The organism is Shewanella denitrificans OS217 (assembly GCF_000013765.1).
GTDB classification, from domain to species: Bacteria; Pseudomonadota; Gammaproteobacteria; order Enterobacterales; family Shewanellaceae; genus Shewanella; species Shewanella denitrificans.
The window spans coordinates 4,344,074-4,359,879 of record NC_007954.1; the positions used below are offsets into that span (position 1 = coordinate 4,344,074).

Consider the following 15,806-nt stretch of genomic DNA (forward strand, 5'->3'; position numbering starts at 1 on the left):
GCTGTTTGTATAAGAATATCAATAACAACTTACAGGTCTTGGTCACAATAAAATTTAAGATATAAGAATAAAATAATCGCATAACAATAATAGTTACTGACAGCTCGCTAATAAAATAATAGAGCCGTGATTTCAACTTGAAATCCTAGTCAAACTGATTGTAAGGACTCGACCCAATTTGGTCACTTTGCTGTTTAGCACTGCCTTACACCACAATGTAAACTTTTAGACATGATTAACTGAAAATTTAGTTAATCTACATTGAAAAAACCATTTTTTTTAATGTACTGTCCACTACAGTTTTCATTGAAAGCACATAGCAACATGGATGGTTGATTATTGTCATTGATGACAACAGAAAGACTCGATGCGTCCTTGAGACCATCTACGGAACCAAAGGTTGTCAGGAAGACAACTAAATAGCCATAAAGTGTCATGAAGACCAATAAAAACAATATGCAAGGAAAGCACCAAAAAAAAGAAGGATACTGACCGGGAAAGTCGCATAGCAAGTATGGATACTTGGAATCAGAATAGAGTGCGTTAAGCACTGTTTACGAGGTGGCAGTTTACTGCCACCTTTTTTTATGTCGAAAAATCAGTAGAATCACTCTTACCCTTCCAAAGCCGATCCCTATATGACCCGATGCCCACTGTGTAAGCACGCTGCCACGCTATTTCTTCAAGATAAGAAAAGGGCTTTCTTCGACTGCCCACAATGTGCATTTGTGTTTGTCGACCCCAGCGACCACAGAATGCCATCCAACTCATCAACGCCAATTCAAAGCTATGGACGCCAACAAAAAGCAGCCCAGCAGCGCCAAGCAACGCAATTTGTGCTGCCTTTGCTATCTCAACTCAGTGACTTAACCGGCGATAATCTCTTGGGGTTGAACTTCGGCCATAGTTTAGACCAGCATTGCATAGACAAAATTCAAGCCAGTGGCCACCAATTGCTGCAGTACGACCCATTCAAGGCAACCGAACAGGCCGTGCTGCAACAGCAATATGACTTCGTGTGTAGCTATAAAGTATTTGAGAGTTTTAAGCGGCCATTAAACCAATGGGCCTTATTGTCCAGCCTAGTTAAACCTCAAGGTTGGCTGGCAATCGGCACCGCACTGCTGACGGATAAATCCCATTTTGCTAAATGGCATCATAAGAATAATCCGGCCCATGTCAGCTTCTATCAGCACAAAACCTTCGAATACCTAGCCACTCAGGGGCAATTTAAGCTATTATTTGCCGCGAAAGAATTAGTTTTGATGCAAAAAGCAGCAAACTCTGGTATAAAGCCCATCCTTATTTAGTGTCCAGTAGATACAATGTCTATTGTGACCATTTTAGTTATTAATCGAGAATCACATGGCTCGCAGCAAGAAAACACGCAAGGGCGGCGAAAACGCCCCCAAACTAGCCCCTAGAGTCAAGAAGCAAGACCGTAAAGTGGTTGATGGCAAACGGGCAGAAACAGGCCGTAAATCTGGCGGCCGCCACAATGAGACCTTGTTGATGCAACAGTCTCCTAACGGTACTCAGGCTAAGAAAAAAGATCCACGTCACGGCAGTAAAAAGCCAGTGGCCTTAGACTTACCCACGAGCATAGCCGAGCCCATAAAGGCCAAGACGCCTCAGCCAAAGCTCAGCGATGAGCAAAAGCTACTTAAACTTGAAGAAGATCCTAGACTAAACAGCCTGCTAGACATGCTAGAAGAAGGCCGTGACCTCTCGGATGCCGATCAGAAGTGGTTAGATGGCCAATTAACTAAGATTGAACAATTAATGAAAAATCTAGGCATTACAGATGCCGATGACATGCCGGCAAAGCAGCATAAATCTTCTTCTGATGAAGATTTATTGTCTCGTTTCGAATCTGGTGAAAGCCTATTAAAAGACTACCTAACCAAAGACTAGTCTCTGCCTGTTCTATGTTAGGGCATTATCCGTAATGCCCTACTATTCCCTTTAGTAACGAAAAGGACTCACTGTGCCTGTGTATCTGCTTATTCTTGCTTTAGTCATCCTTGTTCCCCTTGCTGCCTATGCCCTGTTTTTGTTGCTTAAGCTCAAACGACAGACGCAAGCTAAATTAGCAGCAGAGCTAGCACGCCAAGCAGAAGCTCAAACCAAGCGCCAACAAATTATCGACGATATTCGTTATATTGCAGCCGCCATGCTGGAAGACAGATGTGAACTATCGGAAGGGGTAGTCCGCATAGGTAAACTATTGGACATTTTATCTTTGTCCGAACGGGTAAGCGGCGACTATCCCGCACTATTTTTGCATTACCAGCGCATCGGCTCCCATCCCATCATGGATGCTCGTAAAGCCCTAGCCAAACAAGAAAGAATGAAACTCGACTTACTAAGAATGAAATCAGAAGTCGAACTCGAAGACGCTATTTTAGCCGAAGCCGACAAACTTAAAGATCTCAGCTGGCCTGCATCCCACTAGATTGTAAGGCTGTGAAGTGATGCAAACGGAGATAATTCCACCCTAGTCTCAATTCCCTCGCTTCTTTCTCACAATAAATCTTCATTTTACAACCTAGATCAAGTTTATTTACTGATTAAGCCTGCATACTTCGCCTATTGCTAATTTACTGGAGAAGTTACTTGATGCAGCCCACTCATATTGCTTGGGATCAGTCGATGATCGAAAAATACAATTACAGCGGCCCAAGATATACTTCTTACCCCACGGCGTTGGAGTTTGATGACTCATTCACAGAAGATAATCTGCTTGAGGCCATAAAAACCAGCAAAAGCAAAACTTTATCCTTGTATATACATATCCCTTTCTGTGCCAAATTATGTTATTACTGCGGCTGTAACAAGGTGATCACTCGCCATGCACACAAGGCAGATCAGTACCTAGAATACCTTGCCAGCGAAATCATCAAACGAGCACCATTATTCAAGCATTATCAAGTAACCCAGATGCATTGGGGCGGCGGCACGCCGACCTTCTTAACTCCGGCGCAAATATTATCCTTAACGGCATTATTAAAGCAGCACTTCAATTTTGCCTCCCAAGGCGAGTTCTCCATTGAGATTGATCCAAGAGAAATCGAGCTCAGCATGCTCGATACCCTCAAAGAAGCGGGTTTTAATCGCATTTCAGTGGGGGTACAAGATTTTAATAAAGAAGTGCAGATAGCGGTCAACCGTGAGCAAGACGAGCAGTTCATTTTCGATCTTATCGCTCGGGCTAAAGACTTAGGCTTTGTGTCCACCAATGTGGATTTGATTTACGGTCTGCCGCTGCAAACACCGGCAAGCTTTGCTAAGACCATAAAACGCATTATTGAGCTGTCTCCCGATCGTCTGTCTGTGTTTAATTATGCTCATTTACCTTCACGTTTCGCCGCCCAGCGTAAGATCAAAGATGAACAATTACCCACAGCTCAGCAGCGCTTGGACATTTTACACCAGACTATCGAGTCACTAACTGCTGCGGGTTATCAGTTTATTGGCATGGATCATTTTGCTAAGCCTGATGATGAACTGGCAAGGTTACAAAGAGAGGGTAAGCTACACCGCAACTTTCAAGGCTATACCACTCAAGAAGAATGTGACTTGCTTGGGCTCGGCGTCTCCTCCATCAGCCAGATCGGCGATTGTTATGCGCAAAACCAAAAAGAGTTACAGCTTTACTACCAATCTATCGATACCAAAGCGCATGCGTTATGGAAGGGCTGTAGCCTAACTCGTGATGATGAAATTCGCCGTATCGTGATAAAGCAGCTGATTTGTCATTTTGAATTAGATATTGCCAGTATTGAAGCCGAGCTTGGAATAGATTTTGATGCTTACTTTAGTGAAGATATGAATCTATTAAAGACTTTTATCGATGACAAGCTGGTAAGCATGCAAGATAGACGCATCACCATTAGCGCCACAGGAAGGCTACTTATTCGTAATATTTGCATGTGCTTTGATATTTACTTCCGCCAAAAAGCCCGCCAACAGCAGTTTTCGCGAGTGATTTAAACCTAACCATTTTCCACACAAACAATAACGCCGACTTTCGTCGGCGTTATTATGCTAATGCTGCTATATGGCTTTAGGCTTTAGGCTTTAGGCTTTAGCGGCGTACAACGCCTTACGGTCACTGTCTGACATAAATGCCATCTCAACACCATTACGCTGCAATTGAGCCAACTGCGCATCACTAAAGCCCATCTCTGACTTAACCACGCGATACTCGTGAGCAATATCGATGTTACTCACGCCGGGATCATCAGTATTCAAACCAATTAACACTCCCGCATCCAAGAAAGTGCGCAGTGGATGAACATCATAATTGTCCACGGTCGAGGTGTGCAGGTTACTGGTTGGGCAAGATTCGATACCTATCTTGTGCTTCACTAAATATTCCATCAACTTAGGATCGTGAATCGCATTAACACCATGACCGATACGCGTCGCGCCTAAAGTCTGGATCGCCTGCCACATACTTTCTGAGCCTGCTGCTTCTCCCGCGTGAGCGGTAATGGCAAGGCCGGCATCGCGCACCCGCTTAAAATGGTCATTAAATAAATCACCTGGGAAACCTAGCTCATCGCCAGCTAAGTCCATCGCCACTAATTTGTCTTTGTGGGCCAGCAAGCCTTCTAATTCTAAAAGACATTTTTCTTGGCCGAATGAGCGCGACATAATACCAATCAGGTTAATTTTAACCGCATGATCTTTAAGCCCCGCATTAACACCATCTATCACAGCTTCGACCACACCTTCGATAGGTAAATTATGGTTCATCGCCATGTAATAAGGGCTAAAACGTAATTCGGCGTAATCTAAGCCAGACAATGCCGCATCGGCAACATTTTCATAGGCCACCCGCTTAACCGCATCAAGATCTGCAAGCACTGCGACCATCCAGTCTAGCTTCTTCAAGAATGCAACTAAGCTATTTTCCTTACCCTGAATTTGCACGAAAGGTGCAAGTTCAGCCAGTGACTGTGCCGGTAATGCTATGCCATGTTGGTGGCCAAGCTCCCAAATTGTCTGCACTCTTACGTTTCCGTCTAAATGCCTGTGCAAATCAACCAACGGAATAGACTTATCAATCATAATGAACCCCTATAAAATCGCCTTGCCAATACTTATATTTTGTCTTCAAGGTCAGCCCAATAAGTCTAACACGTATTGTTATAATTATTTGCCGATGTCATTCAACTTATTGTCTTAACTGTTTGAAACAGGACGGCCATCGCCAAACCAGTTAGAATGCGGATTGGTATTATCTTGTCATAGGATCAGACTCAGCATGTTAAAACGACTCACGCCGCTATTACTCATCATTCTCTGGGGCTGCCAAGGGGGCTCAACCCCCGTGGTCACCGACAAAGCCCAAGTAGATAACATTACAAAATTTAACCAAGACAATAAATTACAAGACATTATCGCTAAAGCTTGGCAGTTGCAATTAGAAAAAGATCCACAACTGGCCGCCGCATTCGGTGATAACAGCCAATCAGGCAAGTTAGCCGACCTCTCACCCGCAACCTTGCTAAGCCATAATCAGCGCGCCCAAGCCTTAGCTCTAGAGCTAGCACAAATTGATACTAGCCTATTATCAAAAATCAATAAAACCAATGCATTAATACTCAAGTATCAGCTAGATAATGATATTGATTTATATCGCTATCATGATCACTACCTACCGCTTACAGCAGAAAGCGGCTTTCACGCCGATATCAGTGCCATTACCCGAGGCCGCTTCACTAGTATGCAAGATTATCGCGATTATTTATCGCGCTTAAGTGCCCTGCCTAAGTATTTTTCTCAGCAAACCTATTGGCTTAAAAAAGGCATAAAATCTGGGATAACCCAGCCAAGAGCGGTACTGAAAGGATTTGAAAACAGCATTAGCGCCTTTATCGTCCCCGTAGAAGAAAGCGTTTATTACCAGCCCTTCAACGACTTCCCAGCCCATTTCACCGAAGCCGAAAAACGCGCCCTTATAGCCGAGGCTAATCACACCATCGAAACTAAGGTATTGCCTCCCTACCAAGACTTTTACCGCTTTATGACCGAGAGCTACATCCCTCAAGCAAGGCGTGATATAGCTGCTTCATCCTTACCCTTTGGTAGCGCCTTTTACACTAATCGTCTCAAACACTACACCACAGTGGACATGAGCGCCGATGAGGTTCATGACTTAGGCTTAAGTGAAGTGAAGCGCATTCGGGCGCAAATGCAACAAATTGTCACAGAACTCAAGTTTAAAGGCACTTTTGCCGACTTCTTGCATTTTTTACGCACTGACCCGCAATTTTATGCCAAGACCCCCAAAGCGCTATTAAAAGAGGCGGCTTATTTAGCCAAGCAGGCCGATGCTATTTTACCTAAATATTTTGGTAAACTGCCAAGAAGCCCCTATGGCGTAGAGGCTGTACCCGCCGAGATAGCGCCCAAATACACCACAGGGCGTTATTCTGGTGCCAACAGTGACTATGAGCCAGGTTATTATTGGGTCAACACCTACGCCTTAGAGACGCGCCCCCTGTATGAATTGCCAGCGCTAACCTTGCATGAAGCCGTGCCAGGGCATCATCTGCAGATTTCATTGAATAAAGAAATTGCCGACCTGCCTAACTTCAGACGCTACAGTTATATCTCAGCCTTTGGCGAAGGTTGGGGGCTTTACAGCGAATATTTAGGCATAGAAGCCGGTTACTACCAAGACCCTTATAGCCAATTTGGTCGATTAACCTATGAGATGTGGCGCGCCGCCCGTTTAGTGGTCGACACAGGTATGCACGTCAAAGGTTGGAGTCGGCAACAAGCGATAGATTTTATGGCCAGTAATACAGCCTTATCACTTCATAATGTCACCACTGAGATTGACAGGTATATTTCTTGGCCAGGACAAGCCTTATCTTACAAGATAGGCGAGCTTATCATTAAGCGGCTAAGAGCGAAGGCTGAACTAGCATTAGGTGAGAAATTTGATATCAGGCAGTTTCATGATGCGGTGCTAGAACAAGGCTCAGTGCCCATGTCTGTGCTTGAGCAGCAAATAGATGAACTCATTAAAGACACTCAAGCCAAGATGAAAAAATAACTCACTAATAAGAATGAGATAAAGGCACCCAACACCACAGGGTAAATCAAGTAGGTGTCTTTTGCCCTTCTTGCGCGAATACGGCATAGATTGGCCAAAAATAGATTATAAATAAACAACATAAAAGCAATAACCGAACCATAAAAAAAACTCAATGACTGCATTTTTAATGTGGTAACTAGCAGTAATAACCAATCAACTAAGATCAAATAGAGGAAGAATTTTTGCAAACGATCTGGGCCTCGACGGTGAAATGTTGCAACCATGCTTGCTCCCTTTATCGTTTTACATGCAGCCTAATATGATTAATAAATGCGATACGCAGATTTTCTTGGCCCTGCTCGAGCCAATTGGCACCATAAAAAGCCAACTTACCCTGCACCTTTTGATGGCGACAGATTTGACAGCTTAATTTAATACCCTGAAATTGAACTATGACTTCATCATTTATGGCCAGAGCCTGACTCGATAAGAAGCCTATTCCAGTCAGACTAATATCTTTAACATTGGCGCTGCCTAAAGGCTGCAGTGTAAGCCAGCCCATTCTCAGCAAACTTATGCTGACCCCGTCACAGGCAAGATTAAGCGGAATTTCATTGTTTTTCCTTAAGTTTATCCGTTGTGACTGCCGCCGACTATCATGATCATTAAGATTGATTTCCTCAAAAGCCCCCTCAGAGATAGGGCTACCGTCCCGATGCCAAAACTCCTCATATACGATCATAGTGTCATCCTTTTTCACTATTGATACCTGACTCTAGGTAAGGCTAACTCGGCTTGTAATTTTGCATCCTGCAACTCTATTCCTGCATCTAAATGCTCTGCAGGTACACCAACCATGTCACGAATAAGCTGTTCTGTGGTAGAGGTTAAAATCAAAACTTCAATGCGGCGATTAGCCGCAGCCGCAGGCTCTTGTGGAATATAAGCCACTTGATCAGCCATGCCTGTCACTTGGATCACTTGATTGCGCTTAACCCCACCAAACTCCAATACTCGCCTTGCCAACAATGCCCGCTTACTCGATAACTCCCAATTGGTGAACTCGGTACCCACATAGGGCGTTGAATCCGTGTGTCCAGAAATCACCATGGCATTGGTTACTTGCCCAAGTACGGGTCCTAAAGCCAAAAGTAAGTCTTCGAAATAGACCTGCATTTGCGCACTGCCACGGGTGAACATAAATCTGTCTATATTGTCATGAATAAGAATACGGATCCCTTGAGGCACCAAGGTAACGGCGATATTGTCAGCCATACTCGATTGTTGTACCACATGATTTAATTGCCGCGCTAACATCACAAGCTGAGCTTGAGTATCATATTGACCTGGCACCATGGCATTAAATTCTGGCCCTTGCCCAGCATTAGGCTCCTCTTCTCCGGCAGGAATATTATTATGCATCGCAGGGCCGGCACGTTCTGGACCACTGCCTGCGGATGTAATTATCGCCTGCTGAATCGCCGGGCTGCCTTCAAAATCAATAATTGATGAAGATTGCGCCACATCGAAAGGGTTCATCGCCCCCGAAGCATACATCTCACCACGCAAATATTGCACGATTTGGCTGCGCTCATCTTGATCGGCTATTTGCATGATCCACAACACCATAAATAGCGCCATCATGGCTAAGGTGAAATCGGCAAAGGCGACTTTCCACGCCCCACCATGACTCGCTGAACGCTTGCTTCGCCTGCCACGCTTAATGATGATAGGTTCATTTTTATGGAGCATTAGCTTTTTTGCTCCTCCATCCAGCGCTCTAATTCCACGAACGAAGGACGGTTTTCACTCTGAATTTGCTTGCGACCGGCATCTATTGCCATGGTTGGCGGCTTACCTTTAGCAAAAGCGGCCAGCACAGCAGCGACACACCTAAGCTGAGCCGATTTTCTGTCCACCAGATGTTCTAACGCTTTAGACAAGGGATCAAAGAAACAGTAACAGGCAAAAATACCGATGAAGGTGCCCACCAAGGCTGCAGCCACTTTTACGCCGATCATGGTAATGGGGCCATCGATGTTAGACATGGTGATAATAATCCCCATCACGGCCGCCAAAATACCAAACCCAGGCATAGCTTCACCCACTTTATTTAACGCCTCCGATGGCCTTAATCTGTCTTCTTCAATGCGGTGAATTTCTTCTTCAAATAAGTGCTCTAAATCATGAGGCGACATCTTACCTATGGATTGGATGCGCAAATTATCAATCAAAAACTGCAATACATCTGGATGTTCGAGCACGCTGGGATACATAAGAAATAGTGAGCTTTCTCTTGGGTTTTCAATGTGCTCATCCAACACTTTAAGGCCTTGGGATTGAATTTGACTCATGAGCAAGCTCATCAAAGCAAAAAGCTGAGGATAGAGCTCGGGATCTTCTTTTTCTTTAACAATAAGCTCTTTAGTCTGCACTAACATCTCTTCAAGCACTGAGCGAGGGTTAGCTATAATTAATGCTCCCAAACCCGCACCAAAAATAATTAAAATTTCAGCAGGCTGCCATAGGGACATCAAGGTACCGCCAGCCCAAATATAGCCGCCAAAAACTGACGCTAAAATGATGATTAAGCCAATCAATTTACTCATTATTTATTATCCGTTGCTTGTCACTGTCGACGTTTATATAAGGCTTTGCAATTTCGCCACAGCCTGCTTGTGAAGCTGGCAAATGCGGGTCTCAGTCAATCCCAGTGTTAATGCAATCTCTTTTAAATTAAGTTCATGATGATAGTAAAGCGACAGAATTAACTGTTCTCTTTCATTTAATTTCGTCATGGCTTTAATCAAGGTTTTTTTGAGCATGAAACGCTCAACTTCATTGTGTTTATCTGCGGGTTGCTCGCCAATAGTCAGCATCTCATCCAAGCTTTTCATTGACTCCGCCTGAGTGGCGTACAAGCTCTCGCGATAGGCCTCTGGAGAGAGTCCAAGCCCAGTCGCAACCTCAGTATCGGTCGGCTCTCGTCCTAAAGTTCGGCTCAATTCTCGGACTTTGTCATTCAAAATGTGCGCCTGCTGACGCACAGGCCTTGGACGCCAATCCTGACGGCGTAATTCATCCAGAATAGCTCCACGTATTCGCTGCCCCGCAAAAGAAATAAATCCATTATCAAACTCACCAGGATATCGCCTTGAGGATTCAATAAGTGCCATCATGCCGATTTGCTCCATATCCTCAAGTGACAGCATGGCACCGCAATGACTGCGCAGTTGCAGCACTGCACGTTTCACCAACGGCAAATACTGTACGATTAACTGATCTTCGGATAAACGCTGTAACGCAGGTTCTTCACTGACGGTTTGGTAAGCTAATTGACCATCGAGATTCATAACTGCATCCTTACTGTATGACCATACGCGTAAAGAGCACTTCATCTATATCCGATGGAAATTTATGCTCAACCAGTACCTTGACGATATGCATTAAGGCTTCGTTCTGTAGGCTATCTAATTGTTCAGTACTGTTGAGCTGCTCAAAACTTTTGCGCGAAAACATCTTCATTAGCGAGTTACGGATCAAAGGATCAGCCTCATCTAATACCGATTTTAATTTCGGGTTATTACTCTTCAATGCCAGTTCAAGCAGTAAATAATGGGGATATTTGTCTCCGGGAATGGAAATAATAAACTTATCTAAAGGATAAAATTTTGCCACGGGTACCACTGGTTCTTCGGCTAAAAACTCTTCAACCCATTTGGGACTTTGCCAATCAGCCCAAAGTACTCCGCCTGTCCATGCACTTATCAAAAAAAGAAAACCTAACACTTTGAAAAATTTTGACTTTGCTGATGCCATTGCCTTACTCCTGGCTTAAGCCAATAAGTTTAATTGATTATCTGAGCTGGTTTGTCGTGCCTGTGGCAGCTCAAAATTCTCCACCTGACTAGCTAACATGCGCCCCTCGTGCTGTTGCGGATTTTGTTTATCCGACGCGCCATTGTGGCCCACATCCACATCTAAACTGCCGCCATATTCCTGTGCTAAATCGGCCCTGAGTCTATCTAAACCGCTCAGTAGTGCTTCTCTAACCGCTGGGTTTGCAGCATGCATTTGCACTTGTAATTTATCGCCGTCGAGTCGAATATTGAGTTCAAGCTTGCCAAGCTCAGGAGGATCGAGACGGATTTCGGCATGCTTAATCTGTTGATCGATTTGAAACCTTAACTGTTCACGCAGTGGGGTTAACATATCTTGCGCTTGTTGGCTTAAACTGCCCGCCATATTCACTGGCACTGGGCCCCACTGGCTTACGCTAGGCGCTGTCCCCCCTCTTGCTAGCATCTGAGTAAAAAGCTGTGTTTGATTGTCGCTGCTGTCTGCTAAGACTGTGCTGCCAATAGTTTGTGGGGCTAAGCCTTGTGCCACAGTGGTTAGTATGCTGGACTCTTTCGCTGTCGCTCCAATGCCATTGCTCCATCGCTGCTCAGCAAATCGCTTGTCTGCTGCCAAACTCGTTATTGAAGTGGCTCCTGTGCTAACGGCTGGGCTGGGCATAAGAGCATCACTGAAGGTTATTCCACTGCGCTCGGTCTGCGCCCCAGCAGAAACAGAATGCCCCATCACAGCAGCCAATCCCGATTGAGGATGAAGAGCCTGCATTGAGCTGCTCTTTTTAGATGGCATACGAGTCAGCATGTCAGCGTTAATCGGCATAGCGAGTACGCTGGCTTGGATACTGTTTTGAGTGCTGCTTTGAGCCACAGTTTGAGCCATGGCTTGAGTTGTACTTTGAGCCACCGTTTGAACTTGGGTATTAAAATCTGCTGCAGTTTTAGTGCCAAAGCCAGTGACTGTCGCTAGCGTTTGACCATCTAGACTTGTGGCTGATGCCATTGCGGCTTGAGTCCAAACTGGCATCTGAGTCGTGCTCAATTGCGCTGCAGTCTGTGGTGCAGCAGCTAAAGGAGCCTGCGTTGATGACTCAAGTTCCATTGACTGTGGCTCTTGTGCTTCTACGTTGCCGGTCTGCGGCTTTGATACAGAAGCACGCTTAGCCTCATTAGCCCTATCATTAGCAAAGCTTGCAAAAGCGCCTTGCTCTGCTGATGGCTTGCCTTGGGGCTTATTATTTGACTGTAGGCCCAGCTCTGTCGTTAATGAACGACTCCCTAACACATCAGATATCATCGACTTCCCCACTAATACACGTAAATTGATAGGCTAACAGCCCAACTTGCGATGAGTTAAAACCAGCTAGCTCTTTGGACAGCTGATCACGGGCTAATTTAAGATCCCTAAGCACTTGTGTGTGTACTTTCTCCACTTCAACACGAGCAAATGCCTGTTGCGGGGTTTCAGTAAAATCAGCCCTTGCAACTTGATGCAAGGCCTTAATCAGCAGTTGATTCAGCTTCACCAAATTAGTCCAGTCTTGAGCATCGCCGTAATGGCGCAGCCCAAGAGAAAATTGCTGCCACTGCTCAATGGTAATTTGCACACTATGATTGGCCTTCATCAGCAACACATGGCCGCTAAACTAGCTAAGTTAAGCTCAGAGTGGCTCAATTGAGGTTCACCCAACCGGCGCGAATATCTTGAATCACTTTCACTACAGGAGTAAGAGCCAAAGGATCGTTCTCAACGCTTGCTGTCACCAACTGACGACTACAGTAGTCATACAGATTGTGTAGATTAGTCGCCACTTCGGCGCCATTGTCTAAATCCAGCATAGAGTCCAAACCGTAAACGATATTAAGGCACTTATTAATGCTAACGCCCTTGGCCTCATACTGCTTACGTTCCATATGCCCTGTAACCCTGTCTAACTCTTCCAGTAGGCCATCTAACAGCATGCGCACCATGTCATGAGAAGTGGCCGATGCCAATTTGGCATCCAGTGATGTCTGTTGGTAAGCACTAAAAGGGTCATACTCATTTAACATATTGATCAAATTCCTGTGTTTACTAGCCTCTAGGTGAAAATAAGCTGCTAGCGGCACTTAACTGGTTAATTGTGGCTTCCATGGCGGTAAATTGAGCCAAGTAAATATTGTATTTTTGCGTCATCTGGTAGTTGTGGCGCTCAACACTGTCTTCAATACGATCGATTTGGCTGTCGATGGTTTTTTTCTTCATCGACAATAGCCCATCAAATTCGGTGTAAGGCTTCAGCACAGCCTCAATTTTGTCGATATAACTGCCATTATCACTGAACATAGCTTGCACCTTGCTACCATCAGCTTTAAGCGCAGCTTCAAATTTTTTATCATCCATTTTAAGCAGGCCATCTCTGCCGATCTCAATGCCGATGTCCGATAAACGCATGCCATTAGGGGCATCATTGAACACAGCATCTCGAAGACGAGACTGTACTAACCTCACCGACGAGTCTCCCTTAAGCACACCTATTTGACCACTCGACACCTTAACCACATCTTTGTCGTCGCTCTTAGCGGCATCGGTCACTGTGCTACCCATGGAACGGCTTAATTGATTAATTTGGCTAAGCAAGGTATTAAAGTTGCTAACAAAGTCCTTCACCGCCTGAGTGGTAGCTTCGCTGTCATCTTCAACCTTGATTTGGCTAGACTCACCCACACCATGAACTTTAATTAAATCCAAATTGACGCCATCAATCACATTTTCTAAGTAATTATTGCTACTGGTGATGCTAATACCGTTTAAGGTTAACTGCGCATCTTGAGCGGCGCGCCTCTGCGTCATGCCCCAGTCTGCCCCATCTAGATTGACCGTCAGGTTATTGCTAGCACCACCATTATTAGCAGACAACATCAATTCGACCTGGCCGCCAGTGCGCACCAGTGATGCCTGCATGCCAGGGTTAGCCGCATCTTTATTAATTAAATCCCTAAGCTGAGTGACTGTAATGCCAGCGCCACCATTGACTGTGGCTAAATCTATGCTGAGCTTTTTGGTAGGGTCACTGCCCAACTGCACAGTAAACAGTCCGCTTGCAGGCAGTAGCGTGTCTTCACTGGCATAGGTCTTGGTCAACTGGTGCGACTGAGCTAACTGAGTCACATTTAAGTCATAATTACCCTTAGGGGCACCCGCTTTTACCGTTACCTTGGCAAAATCGTTATTGATATCGGCCTTCTTATTGCTAAAGGCCTCGGTGTCGATACTTTTAAGCTTGGTGGACAGCAGCTTCATGCTGGTTTCCAACAACTTATAGGCATCTAGCTGAGTCTTCTGGGTCGATAACTTGCCCTTATACAGGTTATCTTTACCTGCACGGTCGGCAGAAATTAACTGCTGTGAAAATTGCGCCGCACTCATATTACCTATCATGGAAACTCCTTTAATTCGGCTTAGCCACTCAAGCGCCCTAAGCCGCATTGATAATGCTAGAGCAAGTGTTGTACCAAGATTTATCTAATTGTTTTTTATAAACTTAATTTAAAAGCTTAGGATAAAACGAAAAACTCACTTCCGTTTCTGCAATACTGTAGGAAAATTTGCTTCCGTTCTAGGTTCTAGGTTCTAGGTTCTAGGTTCTAGGTTCTAGGTTCTAGGTTCTAGGTTCTAGGTTCTAGGTTCTAGGTTCTAGGTTCTAGGTTCTAGGTTCTAGGTTCTAGCAAAGACTAAAGTCGACCCATGAGGCCGACAACTGAAATAAATCTACTGAATGGATAAAGACAGGTTCAGGCTGACTTAAAAAACCTAAATAACGGCCAATAAAAAAGGACCCTAAGGTCCTTTTGTTATCTAGCACGTTAATTAAGTTTGTTGATTAACGTGCTAGTTAAGCTTGTTTATTAACGCAATAGACCCATTACTAGACCTGTGTTCTGGTTAGCAGAAGACAATACTGTAGTACCCGCTTGAACTAGCATCTGGTTTCTGGTCATGTTGGCTGATTCCACTGCGAAATCGGCATCCATGATGCGACCAGCTGCAGTTTGAGTGTTTTCAAGTACGCTGGCAAGGTTTGAGGCTGTGTGGCCAAGACGGTTAAGGCTAGCACCCAATACTGAACGAGCTGTGCCCACTTCTTTGATATTGGTATCAACAGCATCCATAGCAGTACGAGCATTAGCTGCGCTTTTCAAATCTCCAGCTACAGCTGTCGGTGCGGTAATGGCAACGTCCAAAGTTTCAGTTTTATCAGCACCAATTTGAAAGGTCACACTACCGGTTAATTTAGTGAATAAGTTATTACCCGCATAAGTGGTTTTGTCTGTAATACGTGCAGACTCAAGAATAAGTGCTTGGAACTCTGCATCCAACGCATCTAAATCGTCTTGTGAATTCACACCGTTAGCCGCTTGTGTGGCCAATTCTTTTTGACGGTTAGCTATCGTAGTTAATTCTTCTAACGCGCCATCACCAGTTTGTAGCATAGAAGTCGCATCAGAGATATTACGGCTAGCGGCTTGCATGCCCTTGATGTTGGCATTCATGCGGTTAGCAATCTGTAAACCTGCGGCATCATCAGCTGAACTGTTGATACGAAGACCGGTAGATAAACGCTCCATAGCGTTAGTTAATAAGCTGTTACTTTTAGAAACTGCACCCTGTGAAACTAGCGACGCATAGTTAGTGTGAACTGAAAGCATAATTGTTACTCCAAGAAAATAAGCTGTTGTTGTTATCCAAACTAATAAAACGACACAGATAAGAGAAACTGAAAAAATCTGTAAAAAATTTCATTCATGGATAAAAACCACACTTTCCCTGATACCAATAACATCAATTTCCTGAATGATTCAGATATAAAAAAACCGCCAAAAGGCGGTTTTTATATCTGAATTTATGAACCCATGAA

Annotated in this window: 17 protein-coding genes; 5 read left to right on the plus strand and 12 right to left on the minus strand. The window is 44.6% G+C overall.

The annotated features are described in order from the left end of the window. Window positions 1-638 precede the first annotated feature (638 nt). From SDEN_RS18830 to hemN, 4 genes are all read left to right on the plus strand, one after another. Window positions 639-1,310, plus strand: coding sequence for a methyltransferase domain-containing protein (locus tag SDEN_RS18830; RefSeq protein WP_011498037.1), 672 nt, complete (start codon window positions 639-641; stop codon window positions 1,308-1,310). A 55-nt stretch (window positions 1,311-1,365) separates the two neighbouring features. Continuing rightward, complete coding sequence (gene yihI, locus SDEN_RS18835; protein ID WP_011498038.1) at window positions 1,366-1,914, plus strand: Der GTPase-activating protein YihI; 549 nt, start codon at window positions 1,366-1,368, stop codon at window positions 1,912-1,914. Window positions 1,915-1,987: 73 nt separating this feature from the next. Continuing rightward, window positions 1,988-2,455, plus strand: coding sequence for a DUF2489 domain-containing protein (locus SDEN_RS18840; RefSeq protein WP_011498039.1), 468 nt, complete (start codon window positions 1,988-1,990; stop codon window positions 2,453-2,455). Between the two features lie 164 nt (window positions 2,456-2,619). Then, window positions 2,620-3,993, plus strand: coding sequence for an oxygen-independent coproporphyrinogen III oxidase (gene hemN / locus SDEN_RS18845; RefSeq protein ID WP_083759670.1), 1,374 nt, complete (start codon window positions 2,620-2,622; stop codon window positions 3,991-3,993). 87 nt (window positions 3,994-4,080) lie between these two features. On the opposite strand, the gene add is transcribed toward hemN, so the two are convergent. Next, on the minus strand, window positions 4,081-5,076 hold the full coding sequence (gene add / locus SDEN_RS18850; protein WP_011498041.1) for an adenosine deaminase: 996 nt from the start codon (window positions 5,074-5,076) through the stop codon (window positions 4,081-4,083). Window positions 5,077-5,272: 196 nt separating this feature from the next. Here add and SDEN_RS18855 point away from each other — a divergent pair, with 196 nt between their 5' ends. Then, the gene (locus SDEN_RS18855) at window positions 5,273-7,072 is read left to right on the plus strand and encodes a DUF885 domain-containing protein (RefSeq protein WP_011498042.1); all 1,800 of its coding nucleotides are present in this window, start codon (window positions 5,273-5,275) and stop codon (window positions 7,070-7,072) included. Here SDEN_RS18855 and SDEN_RS18860 read toward each other — a convergent pair. From SDEN_RS18860 to SDEN_RS18910, 11 genes are all read right to left on the minus strand, one after another. Next, the gene (locus SDEN_RS18860; protein ID WP_011498043.1) at window positions 7,051-7,338 is read right to left on the minus strand and encodes a hypothetical protein; all 288 of its coding nucleotides are present in this window, start codon (window positions 7,336-7,338) and stop codon (window positions 7,051-7,053) included. The genes SDEN_RS18855 and SDEN_RS18860 overlap by 22 nt on opposite strands. Window positions 7,339-7,349: 11 nt before the next feature. Beyond that, on the minus strand, window positions 7,350-7,796 hold the full coding sequence (locus SDEN_RS18865; RefSeq protein WP_011498044.1) for a PilZ domain-containing protein: 447 nt from the start codon (window positions 7,794-7,796) through the stop codon (window positions 7,350-7,352). A gap of 17 nt (window positions 7,797-7,813) precedes the next feature. Next, window positions 7,814-8,806 (minus strand): flagellar motor protein MotB, encoded by a 993-nt coding sequence (locus SDEN_RS18870; protein WP_011498045.1) that lies wholly within the window; start codon window positions 8,804-8,806, stop codon window positions 7,814-7,816. Next, entirely contained in the window at window positions 8,806-9,663 is an 858-nt protein-coding gene (gene motA, locus SDEN_RS18875; protein WP_011498046.1) for a flagellar motor stator protein MotA, read from the minus strand. The genes SDEN_RS18870 and motA overlap by 1 nt, the downstream gene beginning before the upstream one ends. A 33-nt stretch (window positions 9,664-9,696) precedes the next feature. Continuing rightward, entirely contained in the window at window positions 9,697-10,407 is a 711-nt protein-coding gene (locus SDEN_RS18880) for an RNA polymerase sigma factor FliA (protein ID WP_011498047.1), read from the minus strand. A 10-nt stretch (window positions 10,408-10,417) separates the two neighbouring features. Continuing rightward, window positions 10,418-10,873 carry a flagellar basal body-associated FliL family protein gene (gene fliL, locus SDEN_RS18885; protein WP_011498048.1) on the minus strand — a complete coding sequence of 152 codons (456 nt, stop codon included), beginning with the start codon at window positions 10,871-10,873 and terminating at the stop codon, window positions 10,418-10,420. Window positions 10,874-10,888: 15 nt separating this feature from the next. Continuing rightward, the gene (locus SDEN_RS19970) at window positions 10,889-12,205 is read right to left on the minus strand and encodes a flagellar hook-length control protein FliK (RefSeq protein ID WP_011498049.1); all 1,317 of its coding nucleotides are present in this window, start codon (window positions 12,203-12,205) and stop codon (window positions 10,889-10,891) included. Beyond that, window positions 12,195-12,533 carry a hypothetical protein gene (locus tag SDEN_RS18895; RefSeq protein ID WP_011498050.1) on the minus strand — a complete coding sequence of 113 codons (339 nt, stop codon included), beginning with the start codon at window positions 12,531-12,533 and terminating at the stop codon, window positions 12,195-12,197. Before SDEN_RS18895 ends, SDEN_RS19970 begins: the two co-directional genes overlap by 11 nt. A 46-nt stretch (window positions 12,534-12,579) precedes the next feature. Next, the gene (fliS, locus tag SDEN_RS18900; RefSeq protein ID WP_011498051.1) at window positions 12,580-12,960 is read right to left on the minus strand and encodes a flagellar export chaperone FliS; all 381 of its coding nucleotides are present in this window, start codon (window positions 12,958-12,960) and stop codon (window positions 12,580-12,582) included. Between the two features lie 22 nt (window positions 12,961-12,982). Further along, window positions 12,983-14,329, minus strand: coding sequence for a flagellar filament capping protein FliD (gene fliD, locus SDEN_RS18905; protein ID WP_011498052.1), 1,347 nt, complete (start codon window positions 14,327-14,329; stop codon window positions 12,983-12,985). A 467-nt stretch (window positions 14,330-14,796) separates the two neighbouring features. After that, window positions 14,797-15,597, minus strand: a complete 801-nt coding sequence (locus SDEN_RS18910) for a flagellin (RefSeq protein WP_011498053.1) — start codon at window positions 15,595-15,597, stop codon at window positions 14,797-14,799. Between the last annotated feature and the right edge of the window lie 209 nt (window positions 15,598-15,806).

What these genes read in the sequence shown, in the direction of transcription:
- fliS (WP_011498051.1), bottom strand. Translation starts at nt 12,960, where the DNA reads ATGTTAAATGAGTATGACCCTTTTAGTGCTTACCAACAGACATCACTG.
- SDEN_RS18830 (WP_011498037.1), top strand. Translation starts at nt 639, where the DNA reads ATGACCCGATGCCCACTGTGTAAGCACGCTGCCACGCTATTTCTTCAA.
- motA (WP_011498046.1), bottom strand. Translation starts at nt 9,663, where the DNA reads ATGAGTAAATTGATTGGCTTAATCATCATTTTAGCGTCAGTTTTTGGC.
- SDEN_RS18865 (WP_011498044.1), bottom strand. Translation starts at nt 7,796, where the DNA reads ATGATCGTATATGAGGAGTTTTGGCATCGGGACGGTAGCCCTATCTCT.
- fliL (WP_011498048.1), bottom strand. Translation starts at nt 10,873, where the DNA reads ATGGCATCAGCAAAGTCAAAATTTTTCAAAGTGTTAGGTTTTCTTTTT.
- SDEN_RS18880 (WP_011498047.1), bottom strand. Translation starts at nt 10,407, where the DNA reads ATGAATCTCGATGGTCAATTAGCTTACCAAACCGTCAGTGAAGAACCT.
- SDEN_RS19970 (WP_011498049.1), bottom strand. Translation starts at nt 12,205, where the DNA reads ATGATATCTGATGTGTTAGGGAGTCGTTCATTAACGACAGAGCTGGGC.
- SDEN_RS18870 (WP_011498045.1), bottom strand. Translation starts at nt 8,806, where the DNA reads ATGCTCCATAAAAATGAACCTATCATCATTAAGCGTGGCAGGCGAAGC.
- hemN (WP_083759670.1), top strand. Translation starts at nt 2,620, where the DNA reads ATGCAGCCCACTCATATTGCTTGGGATCAGTCGATGATCGAAAAATAC.
- SDEN_RS18910 (WP_011498053.1), bottom strand. Translation starts at nt 15,597, where the DNA reads ATGCTTTCAGTTCACACTAACTATGCGTCGCTAGTTTCACAGGGTGCA.
- SDEN_RS18855 (WP_011498042.1), top strand. Translation starts at nt 5,273, where the DNA reads ATGTTAAAACGACTCACGCCGCTATTACTCATCATTCTCTGGGGCTGC.
- yihI (WP_011498038.1), top strand. Translation starts at nt 1,366, where the DNA reads ATGGCTCGCAGCAAGAAAACACGCAAGGGCGGCGAAAACGCCCCCAAA.
- SDEN_RS18860 (WP_011498043.1), bottom strand. Translation starts at nt 7,338, where the DNA reads ATGGTTGCAACATTTCACCGTCGAGGCCCAGATCGTTTGCAAAAATTC.
- add (WP_011498041.1), bottom strand. Translation starts at nt 5,076, where the DNA reads ATGATTGATAAGTCTATTCCGTTGGTTGATTTGCACAGGCATTTAGAC.
- SDEN_RS18895 (WP_011498050.1), bottom strand. Translation starts at nt 12,533, where the DNA reads ATGAAGGCCAATCATAGTGTGCAAATTACCATTGAGCAGTGGCAGCAA.
- fliD (WP_011498052.1), bottom strand. Translation starts at nt 14,329, where the DNA reads ATGATAGGTAATATGAGTGCGGCGCAATTTTCACAGCAGTTAATTTCT.